Annotated in this window: 13 protein-coding genes; 7 read left to right on the top strand and 6 right to left on the bottom strand. The window is 68.0% G+C overall.

Annotated features, from left to right (window positions below; translation table 11 throughout):
• The 5 genes from FOZ70_RS24450 to FOZ70_RS24470 all read right to left on the bottom strand — a co-directional run.
• Positions 1-1116 (bottom strand): AMP-binding protein (locus tag FOZ70_RS24450; RefSeq protein ID WP_219706995.1); only part of this gene is annotated, 1116 nt, incomplete at its 3' end.
• A 277-nt stretch (positions 1117-1393) separates the two neighbouring features.
• Positions 1394-3301, bottom strand: a complete 1908-nt coding sequence (locus FOZ70_RS24455) for a sigma-70 family RNA polymerase sigma factor (protein WP_219706997.1) — start codon at positions 3299-3301, stop codon at positions 1394-1396.
• A complete protein-coding gene (locus FOZ70_RS24460; protein ID WP_124475077.1) occupies positions 3285-3599 on the bottom strand; it encodes a high-potential iron-sulfur protein in 315 nt (104 codons plus the stop codon). The genes FOZ70_RS24455 and FOZ70_RS24460 overlap by 17 nt, the downstream gene beginning before the upstream one ends.
• A gap of 87 nt (positions 3600-3686) precedes the next feature.
• Positions 3687-4928 (bottom strand): transporter substrate-binding domain-containing protein, encoded by a 1242-nt coding sequence (locus FOZ70_RS24465; RefSeq protein WP_048026382.1) that lies wholly within the window; start codon positions 4926-4928, stop codon positions 3687-3689.
• A 71-nt stretch (positions 4929-4999) separates the two neighbouring features.
• Positions 5000-6721 (bottom strand): methanol/ethanol family PQQ-dependent dehydrogenase, encoded by a 1722-nt coding sequence (locus tag FOZ70_RS24470; protein WP_165582044.1) that lies wholly within the window; start codon positions 6719-6721, stop codon positions 5000-5002.
• A 430-nt stretch (positions 6722-7151) separates the two neighbouring features.
• Between FOZ70_RS24470 and FOZ70_RS24475 the strand changes: the two genes are divergently transcribed.
• Positions 7152-9551 (top strand): TonB-dependent receptor, encoded by a 2400-nt coding sequence (locus tag FOZ70_RS24475; protein WP_219706999.1) that lies wholly within the window; start codon positions 7152-7154, stop codon positions 9549-9551.
• Positions 9552-9597: 46 nt separating this feature from the next.
• On the opposite strand, the gene FOZ70_RS24480 is transcribed toward FOZ70_RS24475, so the two are convergent.
• On the bottom strand, positions 9598-10632 hold the full coding sequence (locus FOZ70_RS24480) for an alpha/beta fold hydrolase (protein WP_219707001.1): 1035 nt from the start codon (positions 10630-10632) through the stop codon (positions 9598-9600).
• 314 nt (positions 10633-10946) lie between these two features.
• On the opposite strand from FOZ70_RS24480, the gene FOZ70_RS24485 reads away from it, so the two are divergent.
• The 6 genes from FOZ70_RS24485 to pqqE all read left to right on the top strand — a co-directional run bounded on the left by FOZ70_RS24485 (position 10947) and on the right by pqqE (position 16478).
• Positions 10947-12965 carry a sigma-54-dependent Fis family transcriptional regulator gene (locus tag FOZ70_RS24485; protein ID WP_059494958.1) on the top strand — a complete coding sequence of 673 codons (2019 nt, stop codon included), beginning with the start codon at positions 10947-10949 and terminating at the stop codon, positions 12963-12965.
• Positions 12966-13277: 312 nt separating this feature from the next.
• On the top strand, positions 13278-13352 hold the full coding sequence (gene pqqA / locus FOZ70_RS24490; protein ID WP_006485436.1) for a pyrroloquinoline quinone precursor peptide PqqA: 75 nt from the start codon (positions 13278-13280) through the stop codon (positions 13350-13352).
• 61 nt (positions 13353-13413) lie between these two features.
• Positions 13414-14337 (top strand): pyrroloquinoline quinone biosynthesis protein PqqB, encoded by a 924-nt coding sequence (gene pqqB / locus FOZ70_RS24495; protein WP_021160294.1) that lies wholly within the window; start codon positions 13414-13416, stop codon positions 14335-14337.
• A gap of 2 nt (positions 14338-14339) precedes the next feature.
• On the top strand, positions 14340-15059 hold the full coding sequence (gene pqqC / locus FOZ70_RS24500) for a pyrroloquinoline-quinone synthase PqqC (protein WP_048026390.1): 720 nt from the start codon (positions 14340-14342) through the stop codon (positions 15057-15059).
• The gene (gene pqqD, locus FOZ70_RS24505) at positions 15056-15337 is read left to right on the top strand and encodes a pyrroloquinoline quinone biosynthesis peptide chaperone PqqD (RefSeq protein WP_021160296.1); all 282 of its coding nucleotides are present in this window, start codon (positions 15056-15058) and stop codon (positions 15335-15337) included. The genes pqqC and pqqD overlap by 4 nt, the downstream gene beginning before the upstream one ends.
• A 1-nt stretch (position 15338) precedes the next feature.
• Positions 15339-16478: a pyrroloquinoline quinone biosynthesis protein PqqE gene (pqqE, locus tag FOZ70_RS24510; RefSeq protein ID WP_219707003.1), complete on the top strand. Its 1140-nt coding sequence runs from the start codon at positions 15339-15341 to the stop codon at positions 16476-16478.
• The last annotated feature ends 83 nt before the right edge of the window (positions 16479-16561 follow it).

The following is a 16561-nucleotide window of genomic DNA, read 5'->3' on the forward strand; positions in this document are numbered from 1 at the left end:
CTTGATCAGCGAACGGATCGCAGTCGGCGCGGTGTAGAACACGCTGACCTTGTGGTCGCCGATCATCTTCCAGAAGCGGCCGGCGTCCGGCCAGGTCGGCACGCCTTCGAACACGACCTGCGTGCCGCCGCAGGCGAGCGGGCCGTACGTGATGTACGTGTGGCCGGTGACCCAGCCGATGTCGGCCGTGCACCAGAACACGTCGGTGGGCTTCCAGTCGAAGGTCCACTTCATCGTCTGCGCGGCCCACAGCAGGTAGCCGCCGGTGCTGTGCTGCACGCCCTTCGGCTTGCCGGTCGAGCCCGACGTGTACAGGATGAACAGCGGATGCTCGGCGCTCACCCATTCCGGCTCGCACGTGTCGGACTCGCCGGCCGTCAGTTCGTGCATCCACAGGTCGCGGTCGGCATGCCAGTCGATCTTGCCGCCGGTGCGGCGATAGACGATCACGCTCTTCACCGCTTCGCAGCCGCCCAGCGCAAGCGCCTCGTCGGCGATGCTCTTGAGCGGCAGCGTCTTGCCGCCGCGTGCCTGCTCGTCGGCCGTGATCAGCGCCGTCGCGCCGACGTCGACGAGCCGCTCGTTCAGCGACTTCGCGGAGAAGCCGCCGAACACGACCGAGTGCGTCGCGCCGATGCGCGCGCAGGCCTGCATCGCGACGATGCCTTCGATCGACATCGGGATATAGATGACGACGCGGTCGCCCTTGCCGATGCCGCGCTTCTTCAGCGCATTCGCGAAACGCGACACGCGCGCGAGGAGATCCGCATAGGTGACGCGCGTGACGGTGCCGTCGTCGGCTTCGAAGATCACCGCGACGCGCTCGCCGTTGCCGGCTTCGACGTGACGGTCGAGGCAGTTGTACGACGCGTTCAGCTCGCCGTCGTCGAACCACTTGTAGAACGGCGCGTTGGACTCGTCGAGCACTTTGGTGAACGGCTTGTGCCACGCGAGGCCCTCGCGCGCGAGACGTGCCCAGAAGCCTTCGTAATCGCGCTCGGCCTCGGCGACGAGCGCCCGATAGGCCGGCATGCCGGAAATGGTCGCCGCCTGCTCGAGCGCCGCGGGCGGCGCAAACTGGCGGGTTTCGTGAAGAACCGATTCAATCGTGGACAAGCGTGTCTCCATGCGTTCTTGGGATGCAGGGCTGCTGTTCGGGAAAACGCAACATGCGTGCCAGCGTCAGCGATCGATGCGCGCATTCGGCGAAAGTCGCGGCGCACCGTGCGCGTTTCGGGCGATCCGGTCGAACGGGCGACGGGGTGGATGCCGTCAAGCCGAAGCCGGCCGTTCATAAATGCAGCACATCGTGTTGCAGTCCTCAACAGGTGGCGCGCGCCGGGGAAGGTGATCGGCCGCTCGTTCCGGAGCGCGGTGGGGCGACCTGGCGGCGTCAGGCGATCAGCGACCGAAGCGCCGGTGCGTGCCCGAACTGTCTGATCCGTTCGAGCGCCGACACTTCGATCTGGCGAACGCGTTCGGCGGACAGGTTCAGTTGCCGGCCGATCTCGCGCAGCGAATACTCGCTTTCGACGTCGATGCCGTACCTCAAGCGAAGAATCCACGCTTCGCGTGCCGGCAGGCGGTCGATCAGCGCCGCAACCGCCGCGCGAAGCTGGCGGGCGCTCGCGGATTCTTCCGGGGTCGGCGCGGCGTGGTCGATCGCGACGTCGCACAACGTGAGGTCGTGATCGGGCGAAACGGGCAGGTCCGCGGAGATGGGCTCGCGCACGATATCCATCAGGTCCCGCACCTTGTCGACCGGGATCCGCATCTGCGCCGAGAGCGTCGGGGCGCCGGCAACCTCGCCGGTTCGTTGCGCATGCGTGCGCGCGAGGCGCGCCAGCTTGTTGATCGCGTCGACCGTATGCGCGGGCACGCGGATCGTGCGGCCCTGATCGGCGATCGCGTGCGTGATGGCCTGCCGGACCCACCAGGTCGCATACGTCGCGAATTTGAAGCCGCGCCGATGATCGTAGCGATCGACGGCCTTCATCAGGCCGAGATTGCCCTCCTGGATCAGGTCGAGAAACTGCAGGCCGCGATCGGGATAGCGCTTGGCGATCGACACGACGAGCCGCAGATTGCTCTGGAACAGCTTCGTTCTCGCGGGCTGCATCGCGCACTCGATACGCGACAGTCGTGCGTCGATCGCGATCGCGATGTCGAGCGGCAGGCTCGACTCGCGGGCGAGGCCGGCGAGCGCGGTGCGTGCTTCGATCAGCGCCGGCGCGCGGCGGGTGAGGGCGGCGGCACGGTCGGCATGCGCGGCGATGCAGTCGGTCATCCATGCGCGCACGTCGTCGCACGGCATGAAGAGGTCACGGCGCGGCGAATCGGTGCGGATGCCCGATTCGGCCAGGATGTCGACGATGCGCTTCTCGAACTTGCGTGCTTGCGTCGCACGGTCTCGAATCGCGTGCCCGATGCGTTCGATCGCGCGTGCGGTGAAGCGGATCCTGCCGGTCGACGCGGCGGCCTCACGAAGCAGCGCCCGGTAACCGGCCGACGCGAAACCGCCGGTGCGCAATGCATGCTGCATCCCGGCGGCCAGTGCGCCGGCGCGGTCGAGCGATGCGACGACGCTGTCGCGCCATGCGGGGCTGTCCGGCGCGCGATCCGTGTCGTCCTCCCCCTCCGGTGATTCGATGGTTGAATCAGGTGCCGTTGCATTGCCGGGAGATTCCCCGGGCAAAGCCGCGCGCGCTTCATCGAGCGATTCGGCGTCGCCGACGAACCCCGTCACGTAGACCGATGCCGCCACCTTGCCGGCGCGGATGTCGCCGGCGATCGACGCGACGGCATCGAGCGCAGCCGGGTCGCGGCTCAATGCGTCGATGCACGCCGCGCGCCCGCTCTCCAGATGAAGCGCGAGCGCGATCTCTTCTTCACGGTCGAGCAGCGGTGTCGCGCTTATTTCGCGCAGGTAGATGCGCACGGGATCGCTCGTGCGGGCCGCGAGCAGATCGGCGGTCGCGAGCGGGGCCGACGCGTCGGCGAGCGGCGACGTCGTGTCCGCCGCTCGCGCGAAATGACGATCGAGCGTCCATGCGCTTCGCGAGTCGACGTGCTCGCGAACCTCGATCCCCCATTCGCCGAGCATCGACGCGGCGGCGTCGAAATCCGCGCCGTCTGCCGCATCGTCGGGCAACGCGTCGACGATTTCACCGCGCGTCACGTAGCCGCGCCCGATGCCCAGCGCGACCAGCGCATTCAAATGGTCGGTGCGCTCCGCGTTCGTGCCGCCGCGCGGCACGCCGTCGTGTTCGCGCCCGCGCCCGGGATCAAGCAAGCTTTGCATAGACGTTGCACCAGCCTTCGGCGGCAACCGCCTTGCCGCCGAACATCGGGCACGTGCCGGAGGATTCGCCGGCGCCGGCCTTGTAGAAGCGGCAGTTCGAGCACGTCTGGCCGGCCTGGTACTTCGGGAACTTGCCTGCATCGACGGTCGTTGCCTTCGCGCGGTAACCGAGTGTCTTCGCGGCCGCGTCGTTTTCGTCGACGAGCGGCGCTGCCGCGAATGCGCCGGTTCCGGCTGCGAGTGCGGCACACAGGCTGGCGGTCTGAACGATGAAGGTTCTGCGAGTGCGGGAGATCATGTGGTTTTCCTGAATAAAAAAGTACGGCTCCGCGCGCCGGGATTGTTTCCCGGCGCGGCGGTCGATCGAAACGAAGGGAGAACGGCGTTATTTGCGCGGGCCGGCGACGAGCGGCGCCTTCGACGAGGTTGCGACATCGGCGGTCAGCTTGCTCTTCGACGCGTCATAACCGTTCGAATAGAGCAGGAACGCCATCAGGTCCTCGTATTCCTGTGCCGTCATCTTGCCGGGGCGATCGGCCGGCATGTTGTTCGACATGTACTGGAAGATGCCGCCGACCGTGATGTGCGATTTCCCCTCGGGCGCGAATGATTCCCCGCTCAGCGCGGGAGCGGTATTGCCTTCGAGCTGGTCGCCGTGGCATTTCGCGCAGGCATCGATATAGAGCTTCTTGCCGTGCTGTGCCTGCGCATTGTCGAACGACGGCACGCCGCTGTCGTCACTCGCCGAGACCTTGATGAAGCCGCCCGTCGCGGACGTTCCGCCGGCGAGCAGCACGCCGGTGCGCGAATGCCCGGCCGACGCGACCGCGCCGTCGAGGAAGCGGCCGCGCGACGGTGTATTGGCCGCTTGAGCGATGTTTTCCGGCAGGTTCCAGCCGCGTGTGAGCGCGGCGATCCGGCCGTTGGCATTCAGCCGCGACAACGCCGCGTCGATGCGCTGCCGCAGCGCGTCCCGATCGGGGCCGAACGCGAACGCGAGCTGCCAGTCCGAGTACGGCGACGCCGTGGCCGCGATCCGGAACGGCTGGCCGGGATGCGCACGCCGGTACGCCACGACACTCGGATACCAGACGATCGCGCGCTGGGCGCGGCCGGTCGCGAGCGCGTCGATGGTCTTCTCGGACGTGTTCTCGAGATCGAAGCGGGCATTCGTCGCCTGTGCCGCGATCAGTTGCGACGGGCTCGAGTACGTGGCCGCGATCGTTTCCTTGCCGGTGGACGATGCATGCGCGTCGCGCAGCGTCACGCTGACGTAGCTGGAGCGCAGATACCCCTGCGAGAAACTCATCCGGGCATTCGATGCATCGGCGATCGCCGAGCGCGGGAAGCCGGCGATCATGTCGCAGTCGCGTTCGAGCGATTGCTTCAGTTCGGCGGCGGAGATGCCGTCGTCGCCGCCGTCGTCGTCCACGCCGCGCCGGTTGAACGAGGCGGCGATGCCGGCGGTGCGCAGCACTTCACGTGCGACCGACATGTCGAGGGCGGCGGTCGGGCTGCCGGGCAGCGTGCAGACGCGCACGCCGCCGGCCGCGGCGGACATCGGGGTCAGCGCCACGCCCGCGGCGAGCAGACTGGCGAGGGTCAGGGGAGCGAGTCGAGTCTTCATGGTCGTGCATTCCGGTTGAAACAGTGGGGGCGTCGCGCCCGGATCGGGCGCATGCCGGGCGCGACGCGCGTTCAGTCGAGCGCGAATACGTAGAGCGTGCCGCCGCGCGGAACGTCTTTCGCGACGTCGGCCATCGGGCCGCCCCAGATCGGGTTCGCGCCGCCGTATCCGGCGAGCACCGCGACATATTCCTTGCCGTCGACCTCGTACACCGACGGCTGCGCGATGATGCCGCTCGCGAGCTGCGGGCTTTCCCACAGCACCTTGCCGGTCGCCGTGTCGAAGGCATACAGGTGGCCGTCGAGCGAGCCGCTGAACGCAAGACCGCTCGCGGTGGTCGCGACGCCGCCGTTCCACGGCTTCTTCGACCAGTGGCCCCACAGTTTCTTGCCGGTGTTCACGTCGATGGCCTGCAGTTCGCCGTAACCCTGGCTGCCCGGTTCAGGCTTGATCTCGAAGCCTTCGCCGAGATACGGCAGGCCTTCCATGTAGCTGACCGACTTGCCGGACAGGCTCATGCACGCGTGAAGGGAAGGGACGACCGCGATGTGGCGCGCGGGGTCGTAGGACACCGACCACCAGTTCTTGCCGCCGAGGAAGCTCGGGCACGTGTCGATCGTCGTGCCGGCCTTCGGGAACTTCGATGGGTCCGCGATGGGCTTGCCGTCGGCCGTGTAGCCGGTGACCGACGTTGCCGTGACGAACGGCTCCGCGTAGATCAGCTTGCCGGTCGTGCGATCGATCGCATGGAAGAAGCCGTTGCGGTCGGCGTGAATGATCGCATCGTAGTCCTTGCCTTTGTACTTGATGTCCGCGAGGATCGGCGTGTTGACGCCGTCGTAGTCCCACGTGTCGTTGCTCGTGTACTGGTAGTGCCACTTCAGGTTGCCGTTCTTCGGATCGAGCGCGAGCAGCGAGTCGGAATACAGGTTGTCGCCGGGACGCAGCGCCGCGAGCCACGGGCCGGGGTTGCCGACGCCCCAGTACAGCGTGCGGCTTGCCGCATCGTACGTGCCCGTCAGCCAGGCGGCGCCGCCGCCGTGTGCCTGCATCCCGTCGGGCCAGGTGTCCGCGCCTTTTTCGCCGGGGCTCGGGATCGTGTAGCGCTTCCAGACCAGCGAGCCGTCTTCGGGGCTCAGCGCGGCGATGTACCCGCGAATCCCGTATTCGCCGCCGGAGGTGCCGACGATGATCGAGCCGTCCAGCGCGAGCGGCGCGAGCGAGAACGCATAACCGAGGCCCGGCTCGAACATCTGTTTCTTCCAGACGAGATTGCCCGTCTGCGCGTCGAGCGCCACGACCTCGCCGCTCAGCATCGCGACGTAGACGTTCTTGCCGTACAGCGCGACGCCACGGTTGACGACGTCGCAGCATGCGGTCTTGAACGATGCCGCGCCAAGCTTCGGTTCGTATTTCCACAGCTGCTTGCCGCTCTTCGCATCGAATGCGTAGACGTTGTCCTTCGGCGTGGTCACGAACAGGTAGTTGCCGTTGATGATCGGCGTGGCTTCGAAGCCCTGCTTCAGCTCGGCGGGGAACTTGTAGGCCCACACCTGCTTGAGTTCCTTCGCGTTCGACGCGTCGATCTGCTTGAGCGGCGAATGCGACTGGCCGTCGTAAGTGCGGTAGTAGGTCAGCCAGCCCGGATCGGTGTGCGCATCGGTCAGCCGCTGGTAGGTCACGGCCGGGTAGTCCGCGGCCGCTTCGACGAGGCCGGGGTTCAACACGACGGCCGCTGCCGCCGCGATGCCGATCGTCGCCAGCCGGCTCGCTGAAGCCGAGAGTTTCTTCATGGTTGTCTCCTGAGTCATTGTGGTCGCACCGCCGCGAACGGTTCGTCGCGCCGGCACGGTGGGGATTCCGGGCCGAGTGCGCTGCCGTTCACGCAAGTCGCATGCCATCGCGGCGCGAAGCCGGTGTGACACGGCACACGGGCGCATCGTGCGTCGTGCGGCGTCGGTGCGCGTCGCGCGCACGTGGCAACGAAGGTGTTGCATTCAGGTACACCCCCGTGCGCGCAGTGTTGCCAAACATGACAGGTGGCGCGGCATCCGTGACAGGTGGAGCGCCGCCCGCGCCGGTGTCACGCACGCCGTGCGCGGCGACGCGCGTGGGCGTCGCGCCGATGCGGCTGGCACGGTTCTCGCACGCTGCTTCGCGACAACAGCACGCCGCGCGGTGCGGGGCACACCACGGCGGAATACAAGCATGGAGACGAATGAAATGATCAGGAGGCCAAAGGCAGCCGGAAAGGGCGGCGCGATGCGACGCGAACGTCGCGCGCGGCACGGTGGCGCGATGCGTGGCGCGCTTCTCGGGCCGGCCCTCGGCGCCATCGCGCTGTTCGGCCTGTCGACAGGCAGCGCGCGTGCGCAGCAGCCTGCGGACGGCACGGCCGCGACGGGCGGCGCCGTGCCGCCGGCCGCCGTCGCGGTTGCGCCGGAAGCGTCGCAAGCGCCGGCCGTCACATTGCCGACGGTGGTGGTGGTCGGCACGACGCCGCTGCTCGGGATCGGTACGCCGCTGCAGAAGGTGCCGGCGAACGTGCAGACGGTACGCACGGCGGAACTCGACGCCCAGCACCGCGCGACGCTTGCCGACTTCTTTGCCGCGAACCTGCAGAGCGTGACGATCTCGGAGGCGCAGGGCAATCCGTACCAGACGGACGTCAACTATCGCGGCTTCACCGCATCGCCGCTGCTCGGTACGCCGCAGGGGCTGTCGGTGTTCGTCGACGGCGTGCGCGTGAACGAACCGTTCGGCGACGTCGTGAACTGGGACATCCTGCCGACGCAGGCAATCGACCGGATGCAATTGATCCCGGGCTCCAACCCGGTATACGGACGCAATACGCTCGGCGGCGCACTGGCGATCACGACGAAGAACGGCAAGTCGAACCCGGGCGGCGAAGCGGAGGTGTCGGGCGGCTCGTGGGGCCGCAAGACGGCCGCAATCGAGCAGGGCGGAACGATCGGCCCGAACCTCGACTACTACGCGACGGCGAACGTCGCGAACGACGGCGGCTGGGCCGACCACAATGCGAGCCGCGTGCGGCAGGCGTTCGGCAAGCTGCGCTACACGGATTCGGACACGACGCTGTCGATTTCCGCGGGCGGCGCCGACAACGCGCTGTACGGCACCCAGACGATCCCGCGCTCGTTCCTCGACAACCGGAAGCAGGCGTACACCTATCCCGACCTGAATCGCAACAGCGCCGGCTACCTGACGCTGTCGGGCGATCACTTCTTCGGCGAGCACGTCGAGCTGAGCGGCAATGCGTATTATCGGCACCTGCGCAACACCAACATCAGCAGCAACAACAATACCGATTACGGATCGGTCGGCGACGACGGCACGGTCGACGCGGTGCAGGGCACCAATGCGCAGTCGACGATCGTGACCGACAGCTACGGCGGCAGCCTGCAGCTCACGCTGCTCGGCAAGCTCGGCGGGATGGCGAACCAGCTGATCGCGGGCGTGGCGGCCGATGTCGCGAACTCGAGCTACGTCGCGTCGTCGCAGGACGCGTATTTCACCGACACGCGCGCGGCGATCGGCGTCGGTGATTTCGAGCCGCAGACCCGCGCGAAGACGCGCAACGCGAACCTCGGCGTGTACCTGAGCGATGCACTGTCGCTGACGCCGCACTGGACGCTGACGGTGTCGGGGCGCTACGACTGGTCGAAGGCGCAGATCGGCGACGAGAGCGGCGTGCAGCCGCTGCTCGACGGCAACCACGTGTTCTCCCGGTTCAACCCGGCAGTCGGGCTCAACTGGAACCCGGTCGCGGGCTTCACCGCCTATGCGACGTACAACGAAGGGATGCGCTCGCCGACCGCGATCGAACTCGCATGCGCCGATCCGGCCGCGCCGTGTTCGCTGCCGAACGACTTCATCGCGGACCCGGCGCTCAAGCCGGTGATCTCGAAGACGTTCGAAGCCGGCATGCGCGGCCGCATCGGCGCCGCGACGACCTGGAGCGCCGCCGCCTACCGCACGACGCTGACCGACGACATCCAGTTCATCAGCAGCCCGGCAAGCGCGCAGGGTTATTTCCGCAACGTCGGCGATACGCGGCGGCAAGGCATCGAACTCGCGGGCCGCACGCGGTTCGGCCCGCTCGGTGTCGGGCTTTCGTACAGCTATGTCGATGCGACCTACCGGTCGTCGTGGACCGAGCACAGCCCGGCGAATTCGGCGGCCGACGCGAACGGCAACGTGGCCGTCAAGCAAGGCGACCATATTCCCGGTATTCCCGCGCACACGGTGAAACTCCGGCTCGATTACGCGGCGACGCCCAGGTGGGATATCGGCGCGAACGTCACGTGGCGCAGCGGCGTGTATGCGCGCGGCGACGAGAACAACCAGGACGTGAACGGCAGGATCGCGGGCTACGTGCTCGTCGATCTCGACATGCGCTACCGGATCACGAAGCGCTTCGAAGTCTTCGCGAGCGTGACGAACCTGTTCGACAAGCGCTATGCGAGCTTCGGCGTGCTGGGCCAGAACTTCTTCAACGGGCCGAATCACACGTTCGACGGTGCGAATCCGGTCAACGAACAGTTCGTCGGGCCGGGTGCGCCGCGCGGTGCGTGGGTCGGCGTGCGTTACGCGTGGGATTGAGCGTTGCCCGGCTGCGTGCGTTGCCGCGTCGCAGCCTGAGCGGCGCTCAGGATGTGCGCGACGGGCCCGGTCGGGCGAGCGGTGCCGCCGCGAACATCGCGGCCACGGCGCGGGCGATGCTGCGTGCCAATGCCGGGTCGCTTGCGAGGTGCCCGGCGCTCACGTGTTCGATCGCGGCGGCGGGCACGGCACGCGCGAGGCGGGCGACGTTGGCGGCCGGGCAGACGGGATCGTGCATCCCGTGCGCGGCGAACAGCGGCACGCCCGCCTGCGCCGCCCGGCGCGCGAGCGCGAGCACGCGGCGCTCGCCGAGCCAGCAGTCGCGCAGCAGGTAATGCGCCTGGATCCGGTACTTGTCGATCAGCCGGGCGACGGTCTTGTGCGAGCGGATCGCATCCGCGGGTGAGCGGCGCGGGTTCGGCGATGCGAGGATGGCGTTCTCGTATGCGAGCCAAGCAAGCGCCACCGCCCGCTGCCGGGCCGCGCCCGCGCCGGGTTGCAGCCGCCGCGCGCAGCACGACAGCAGGCGATCCGGCCGGCTGCAGCCGGCCGCCGCGTACAGGCGTCGCCATTCGCGGGGCGCGCGCGTTCGCGACGTCGTGAACAACCGGCGGACTTCGCGTCGCGACGTCAGGAACAGCCCGCGCAGCACGACGCCGGTGATCCGTGCGGGATGTGTGCCCGCGTATGCCAGTGCGAGCGCCGCGCCCCACGAGCCGCCGACGACGCCCCAGCGCGCGATGCCGAGCTGCGCGCGCACCGCTTCGAGATCGTCGATCAACCGCGCGGTGTCGTTGTGGCGTGTGCCGCCGCGCGGTTCCGACGCGCCCGCGCCGCGCTGGTCGACGAGCACGACGCGTACCCGCGTCAGGTCGAACAGCCGCAGGATGCCGGCCTGGCTGCCGCTGCCGGGCCCGCCGTGCAGCACGACGACCGGATGGCCGTGCGCCGCGCCGGCGACGGAGAACGCGATCGATTGCGCGTCGCGGTGCAAGCGTCCGCGAACGGGCGCGGCGAGCGCGGCCGGTGACGCTGGCGACGCGGGTCGGGATCGGGATAGGGGGCGAATCGGGGCAGGCATCGTGTCGAATCGGTTCGGGGAATCGGGGCAATCGTCATGCGGCCGCGAGAGAGCCGAAGCGACCACTGTAATTGATCCATGACAAAGCCAGAAACGCGCCAGCCGCAAAGATCGGGATTCGCACGGGTAGTCACGCGCCGGGCAGACGCGGTATCACGAAGACCGGCCCGTGCGGTGACTCGACACGCCGGCGGAACCGGATCGTGTCTTACATCCTGCTTTCGATTGAAGCCGTGCCGCTCGCGTGGCCCGATGCTTGCTTGCAATGACGGCAAAGAGTCCGGCAACTGACCGGAAGATCCCCGGAGGAGACAATGCGCGATGACGTAGAGCAGGCGGCCGGAACGCGGGCCGCGCATCCCGCCGGCTGGCCCGCGCCGTCGATCCAGAAAGCCCATGAGCGGTCCGAGACGTTCGGCCTGCAGGTTTCGGCGCGCCCCGACTACGACGTGCTGTCGAGCGCGGCGCTGGTGCTCAAGCGCGAGCAGAGCCGCGTGCTGTGCGCGCATGCGATGCCGGTGATGGAGACGCTGCACGAGCAGATCGTCAACACGCAGAGCATGATCGTGCTGACCGATGCGCAGGGGTTGATCCTGCATTCGATCGGCGACGACGATTTCCTGCGCCGCGCGGAGAAGGTCGCGCTGCGCCCGGGCGCGAACTGGGCGGAGGACCGGCAGGGCACCAACGCGATCGGTACGGCGCTCGCCGAGCTGTGCCCGATGGTCGTTCACGGCGACCAGCACTTCCTCGCAGCGAACCGCTTCCTCACCTGTTCGAGCGTGCCGATCCTCGATCCGTACGGCGACGCGATCGGCGTGCTCGACGTGACCGGCGACCACCGCAGCTATCACCAGCACACGATGGCGCTCGCGAAGATGTCGGTGCAGATGATCGAGAATCACCTGTTTACGACGACCTTTCAGGAGACGTTGCAGGTGTCGTTCCATGGCCGCCCCGAATTCCTCGGCACGCTGATGGAGGGGATCGTCGCCTTCACCGCCGACGGCCGTTTCCTGTCCGCCAATCGCAGTGCGCAGTTCCAGCTCGGCATGCCGCTCGCCGCGCTGCGCGCGCATACGCTGTCGTCGCTGTTCGACGTCACGAGCGCGCAGTTGATCGACCGCATGCGCGCAAGCACCGACCGGCACCTGATGCTGAACCTCTGCAACGGCGCGGTGGTCTGCGCGCGCGTGCATTTCCGGCGCGCGACGCTCGCCGAAGGCAGCCGGCCGACTGACGTTCACGATGCGGGTGCGCCGGCCGCGCGCGCGAATGCCGTGCCCGCGCCGGCGGCCGGCACGTCGGCCGGCCTGTCGCGGCTCAACTACCTCGATACCGGCGATCCGCAGGTTGCAAGCGTGATCGCGAAGGTGCGCAAGGTGATCGGCAAGGACATCCCGATTCTGATCACCGGCGAGACCGGTACCGGCAAGGAGCTGCTCGCGCAGGCGATCCACAACGACTCGCCGCGGCGCGATGCACCGTTCGTCGCGGTCAACTGCGCGTCGATTCCGGAGACGCTGATCGAGTCCGAGCTGTTCGGCTACGAAGAGGGCGCCTTCACCGGCGCGCGCCGCAAGGGCTCGATCGGCAAGCTGCTGCAAGCCAACGGCGGCACGCTGTTTCTCGACGAGATCGGCGACATGCCGTATCCGCTGCAGGTGCGGCTGCTTCGCGTGCTGCAGGAGCGCCTCGTCAACCCGCTCGGATCGACGAAGACGATCGCCGTGGACATCGCGATCATCTGCGCGACGCACCGCGACTTGCGCGACATGATTGCGCAGAACCGCTTTCGCGAGGATCTGTACTACCGGCTGAACGGCCTCGTGGTGCGCCTGCCGCCGCTGCGCGACCGCACGGATCTCGCGGTGGTCGTGCAGAAGATGCTGCAACGGGAAGCCTACGCGGGCCCGGGCCGGCCGCCGCTGTCCGTCGCGCCGGACGTGATGGCGCTGTTCGTGCGCTGCGCGTGGCCCGGCAACTTCCGCCAGCTCGGCAACCTGCTGCGCACGGCGGCGGCGATGGTCGACGACGACGGCGAGATCCGGCGCGAGCACCTGCCGGACGATTTCTTCGACGACCTGCGCCGCGACGATACGCGGGCCGAGCCGGCCGCGCACGATCCGTCCGCCGCGGCATGGCCCGCGGACGCGCTCCCGGCAGGCGATGCGCGGTTGCAGGATGTCGCCGCGTCCGCGATTGCGGCTGCGCTCGCGCGCCATGGCGGCAACGTGTCCGCAGCGGCGCGCGCGCTCGGCGTGTCGCGCAACACGATCTACCGGAAGATGCCGGCCGCCGACCCGCAGCGCCAGCCGTCCGACGAAAGCTGACGCGCACCACGGGTTCGCGGCCGCGCGGCCTGTCACAGCCGGTGTGTCAAGTTGCAACACCGGTGTTCAACGATTCAACACCTGTCACCGCCCACGCGCATCGTGCGGCCGTGGCGCCGAACCGCATTCGTGCCAATCGCGTAGGCAAATCGTAAGGATTCCGTCCCGATGCCCGGGCGACCGCCGCGTATCGCTGTCGGGCCGTCGAAGTGCGGCCTCGGCACGCTCCTTGCTGAATAGGAACCGACCGCTCGATTGCCGCGGTTGTACGACTCACCGACGCAACTCATCAACTCAATCAGGAGACACATCATGCAGTGGACCACCCCGTCTTACACCGACCTGCGTTTCGGCTTCGAAATCACGATGTACATCGCCAACCGCTGATCGCCGAGCGTGCCGCCCGTCTTGCCGTGATCGGCGCGGGCGGCGTCGGGAGCTGACGCCCATGAAGATCAAGATACTCGGCTCGGGAGCCGGCGGCGGCCTGCCGCAATGGAACTGCAATTGCGCGAACTGTCGCCGCGCACGCAGCGGAAGCGGCCACGTGCTGCCTCGCACACAGTCGTCGATCGCGGTCAGCGACGACGGCATCGACTGGGTCCTCGTCAACGCGTCGCCCGACATCCTTTCCCAGTTGCGCGCGGATCCGGAGCTGCAGCCGGCACGCGCGATTCGCGACAGCGGCATCGCCGCCGTCGTGCTGTGCGACGCGCAGATCGATCACGTGACGGGCCTGCTGATGTTGCGCGAGCGTTCGACGCCGCTGCCGCTCTACGCGAGCGCGCCGGTGCTCGACGACCTGTCGACCGGCTTGCCGCTCGTGCCGCTGCTCGGCCATTACTGCGGCGTCGCCGCGCACACGATCGTGCTCGGCGAGCCATTCACGGTGCCGGCGGCGAGCGGCGTCCGCTTCACCGCGATTCCCGTCGACAGCAAGGCGCCGCCTTATTCGCCGCGGCGTGCGTCGGCCGCGCCCGGCGACAACATCGCGCTGTCGATCGAGGATGTCGCGAGCGGCCGGCGCGCGTTCTATGCGCCGGGGCTCGCGGCCGTCACCGACGACGTGCGCGCGGCGATGGACGGCGCCGATCTCGTGCTGGTGGACGGCACGTTCTGGAGCGGCACCGAGATGATCGACCTCGGCCTGTCGGGCAAGCACGCGGCCGACATGGGGCATCTCGCGCAATGCGCGGAGCACGGGCGGCCCGGCATGATCGACTGGCTCGACACGCTGCCCGCGCGCACGCGCAAGGTGCTCACGCACATCAACAACACGAATCCGATTCTCGATCCGCATTCCGTCGAGCACGCGCACCTGCGCGCGCATGGCATCGACGTCGCGCACGACGGCATGCAATTCCAGGTCTGACCATGAACGCACCGATTCCCGCTACGGCATTGCATCCGACGCCCTGGAGCGCGACCGAGTTCGAGGCGCGCCTGCGCGCGCTCGAATCGCGCTATCACATCCATCACCCGTTCAACCGCCGGCTCAACAGCGGTGCCTGTTCGCCCACGCAGATCCGCGGCTGGGTCGCGAACCGCTTCTACTACCAGATCAACATCCCGCTCAAGGATGCGGCGATCCTGTCGAACTGCCCCGACCGCGACACGCGGCGCCGCTGGATCCAGCGGCTGATCGACCACGACGGGCAGGGCGACAACGAAGGCGGCATCGAGGCATGGGTGCGCCTCGGCGAGGCATGCGGTCTGACGCGAGACGAACTGTGGTCGCTCGAACACGTGCTGCCCGGCGTGCGTTTCGCGGTGGACGCGTATGTGAATTTCGCGCGGCGCGCGCCATGGCAGGAAGCCGTGTGCTCGTCGCTGACCGAGATGTTCGCGCCGCAGATCCATCTCGACCGGCTCGCGGGCTGGCCGTCGCATTACCCGTGGATCGAGCCGGACGGGCTGCATTACTTCCGCAGCCGCGTGCCGCTTGCGCAACGCGACGTCGAGCACGGGCTTGCGGTCACGCTGCAGCACTTCACGACGCCGGATGCGCAGCAGCGTGCGCTCGGCATCCTGCAATTCAAGCTCGACATCCTGTGGTCGATGCTCGACGCCGTCGAAAAGGCCTACCCGCTATGAACGCGATCGAAGCTGCCAGCGGCGTGCCGCTGCGCCCCTGTCTCAGGGGCATGTACCGCCTGCAATGGGAGGCGGCCCAGGATGCATACGTGCTCCTCTATCCGGAAGGAATGGTCAAACTGAACCCGAGTGCCGGCGAGATCCTCGCGCGTTGCGACGGCACGCGCGAGCTGGACGACATCATCGGCGAACTCGAGCGCCTGTTCAGCCAGTCGGACCTCGCGACCGACGTGTACCGTTTCCTCGATCATGCGCGACTGCGCGGCTGGCTGGACTGACATGACGCCCGACACTTCCCGTCCGTCCGCGCCGCTGTGGCTGCTCGCGGAACTGACGTACCGATGCCCGCTGCACTGCGCGTTCTGCTACAACCCGGTCGATTTCGCGACGCACGGCGCGGAACTCGACACCGATGCGTGGCGCACGGTCATCAGCGATGCGCGCGCGCTCGGCGCCGCGCAGATCGGTTTCTCGGGCGGCGAGCCGCTGCAGCGCGACGACCTCGAGACGCTCGTCGCGCATGCGCGCGGGCTCGGCTTCTATACGAACCTGATCACGTCGGGCGTCGGGCTGAACGTCACGCGCATCGAGCGGCTCAAGGCGGCCGGGCTCGACCATATCCAGTTGTCGCTGCAGGATTCGACGCGCGAGCTGAACGATTTCCTGACGAGCACGCGCACGTTCGAGCTGAAGCGCGGCGTCGCGCGGCTGATCAAGGCGCACGGCTACCCGATGGTGCTCAACTGCGTGCTGCATCGTTACAACCTGCCGCACGTCGGACAGATCATCGAGATGGCGCTCGACCTCGGCGCCGATTACCTCGAGCTCGCGAACACGCAGTACTACGGCTGGGCGATGGTGAACCGCGACCAGCTGATGCCGACCGTCGAGCAGGTGCGCGAGGCGGAGGAAACGGTCAACCGCTATCGCAAGCTGATCGGCGAGCGTTGCAAGATCCTGTTCGTCGTGCCCGACTATTTCGAGCGTCGCCCGAAAGCGTGCATGAACGGCTGGGGTTCGGTGTTTCTCGGCGTCGCGCCGGACGGTACCGCGCTGCCGTGTCATGCGGCGCGGTCGCTGCCGGGGCTCGCGCTGCCGAACGTGCGCGACCGATCGCTGAAGGAAATCTGGTACGACAGCGACGCATTCAACGCGTATCGCGGCGAGGACTGGATGCGCGAGCCGTGCCGCACGTGCGACGAGCGGCATGTCGATCACGGCGGCTGCCGGTGCCAGGCGTACCAGTTGGCCGGCGACCCGGCGCAGCCCGATCCGGTGTGCGAGAAGTCCGCGCATCACGGCCGGGTCGAGCAGGCCGTGCAATTCGCGCGGCGGCCCGCGCCGCGCGACGAACGACCGCTGGTGTTCCGCAGCAAGGAGAATTCGCTCGCGCAATGTGGGGCGGCCTGCGACTGCTGACACGGCAACGGCAAAGGCGGCGCGGCTAACAAGGCAAGGCAACGCGATGGAAGACGGATCGATAGATATGCATTCCTCTTCAT

The sequence above is a fragment of the Burkholderia sp. COPS genome (genome assembly GCF_019425585.1).
GTDB lineage: Bacteria > Pseudomonadota > Gammaproteobacteria > Burkholderiales > Burkholderiaceae > Burkholderia > Burkholderia cepacia.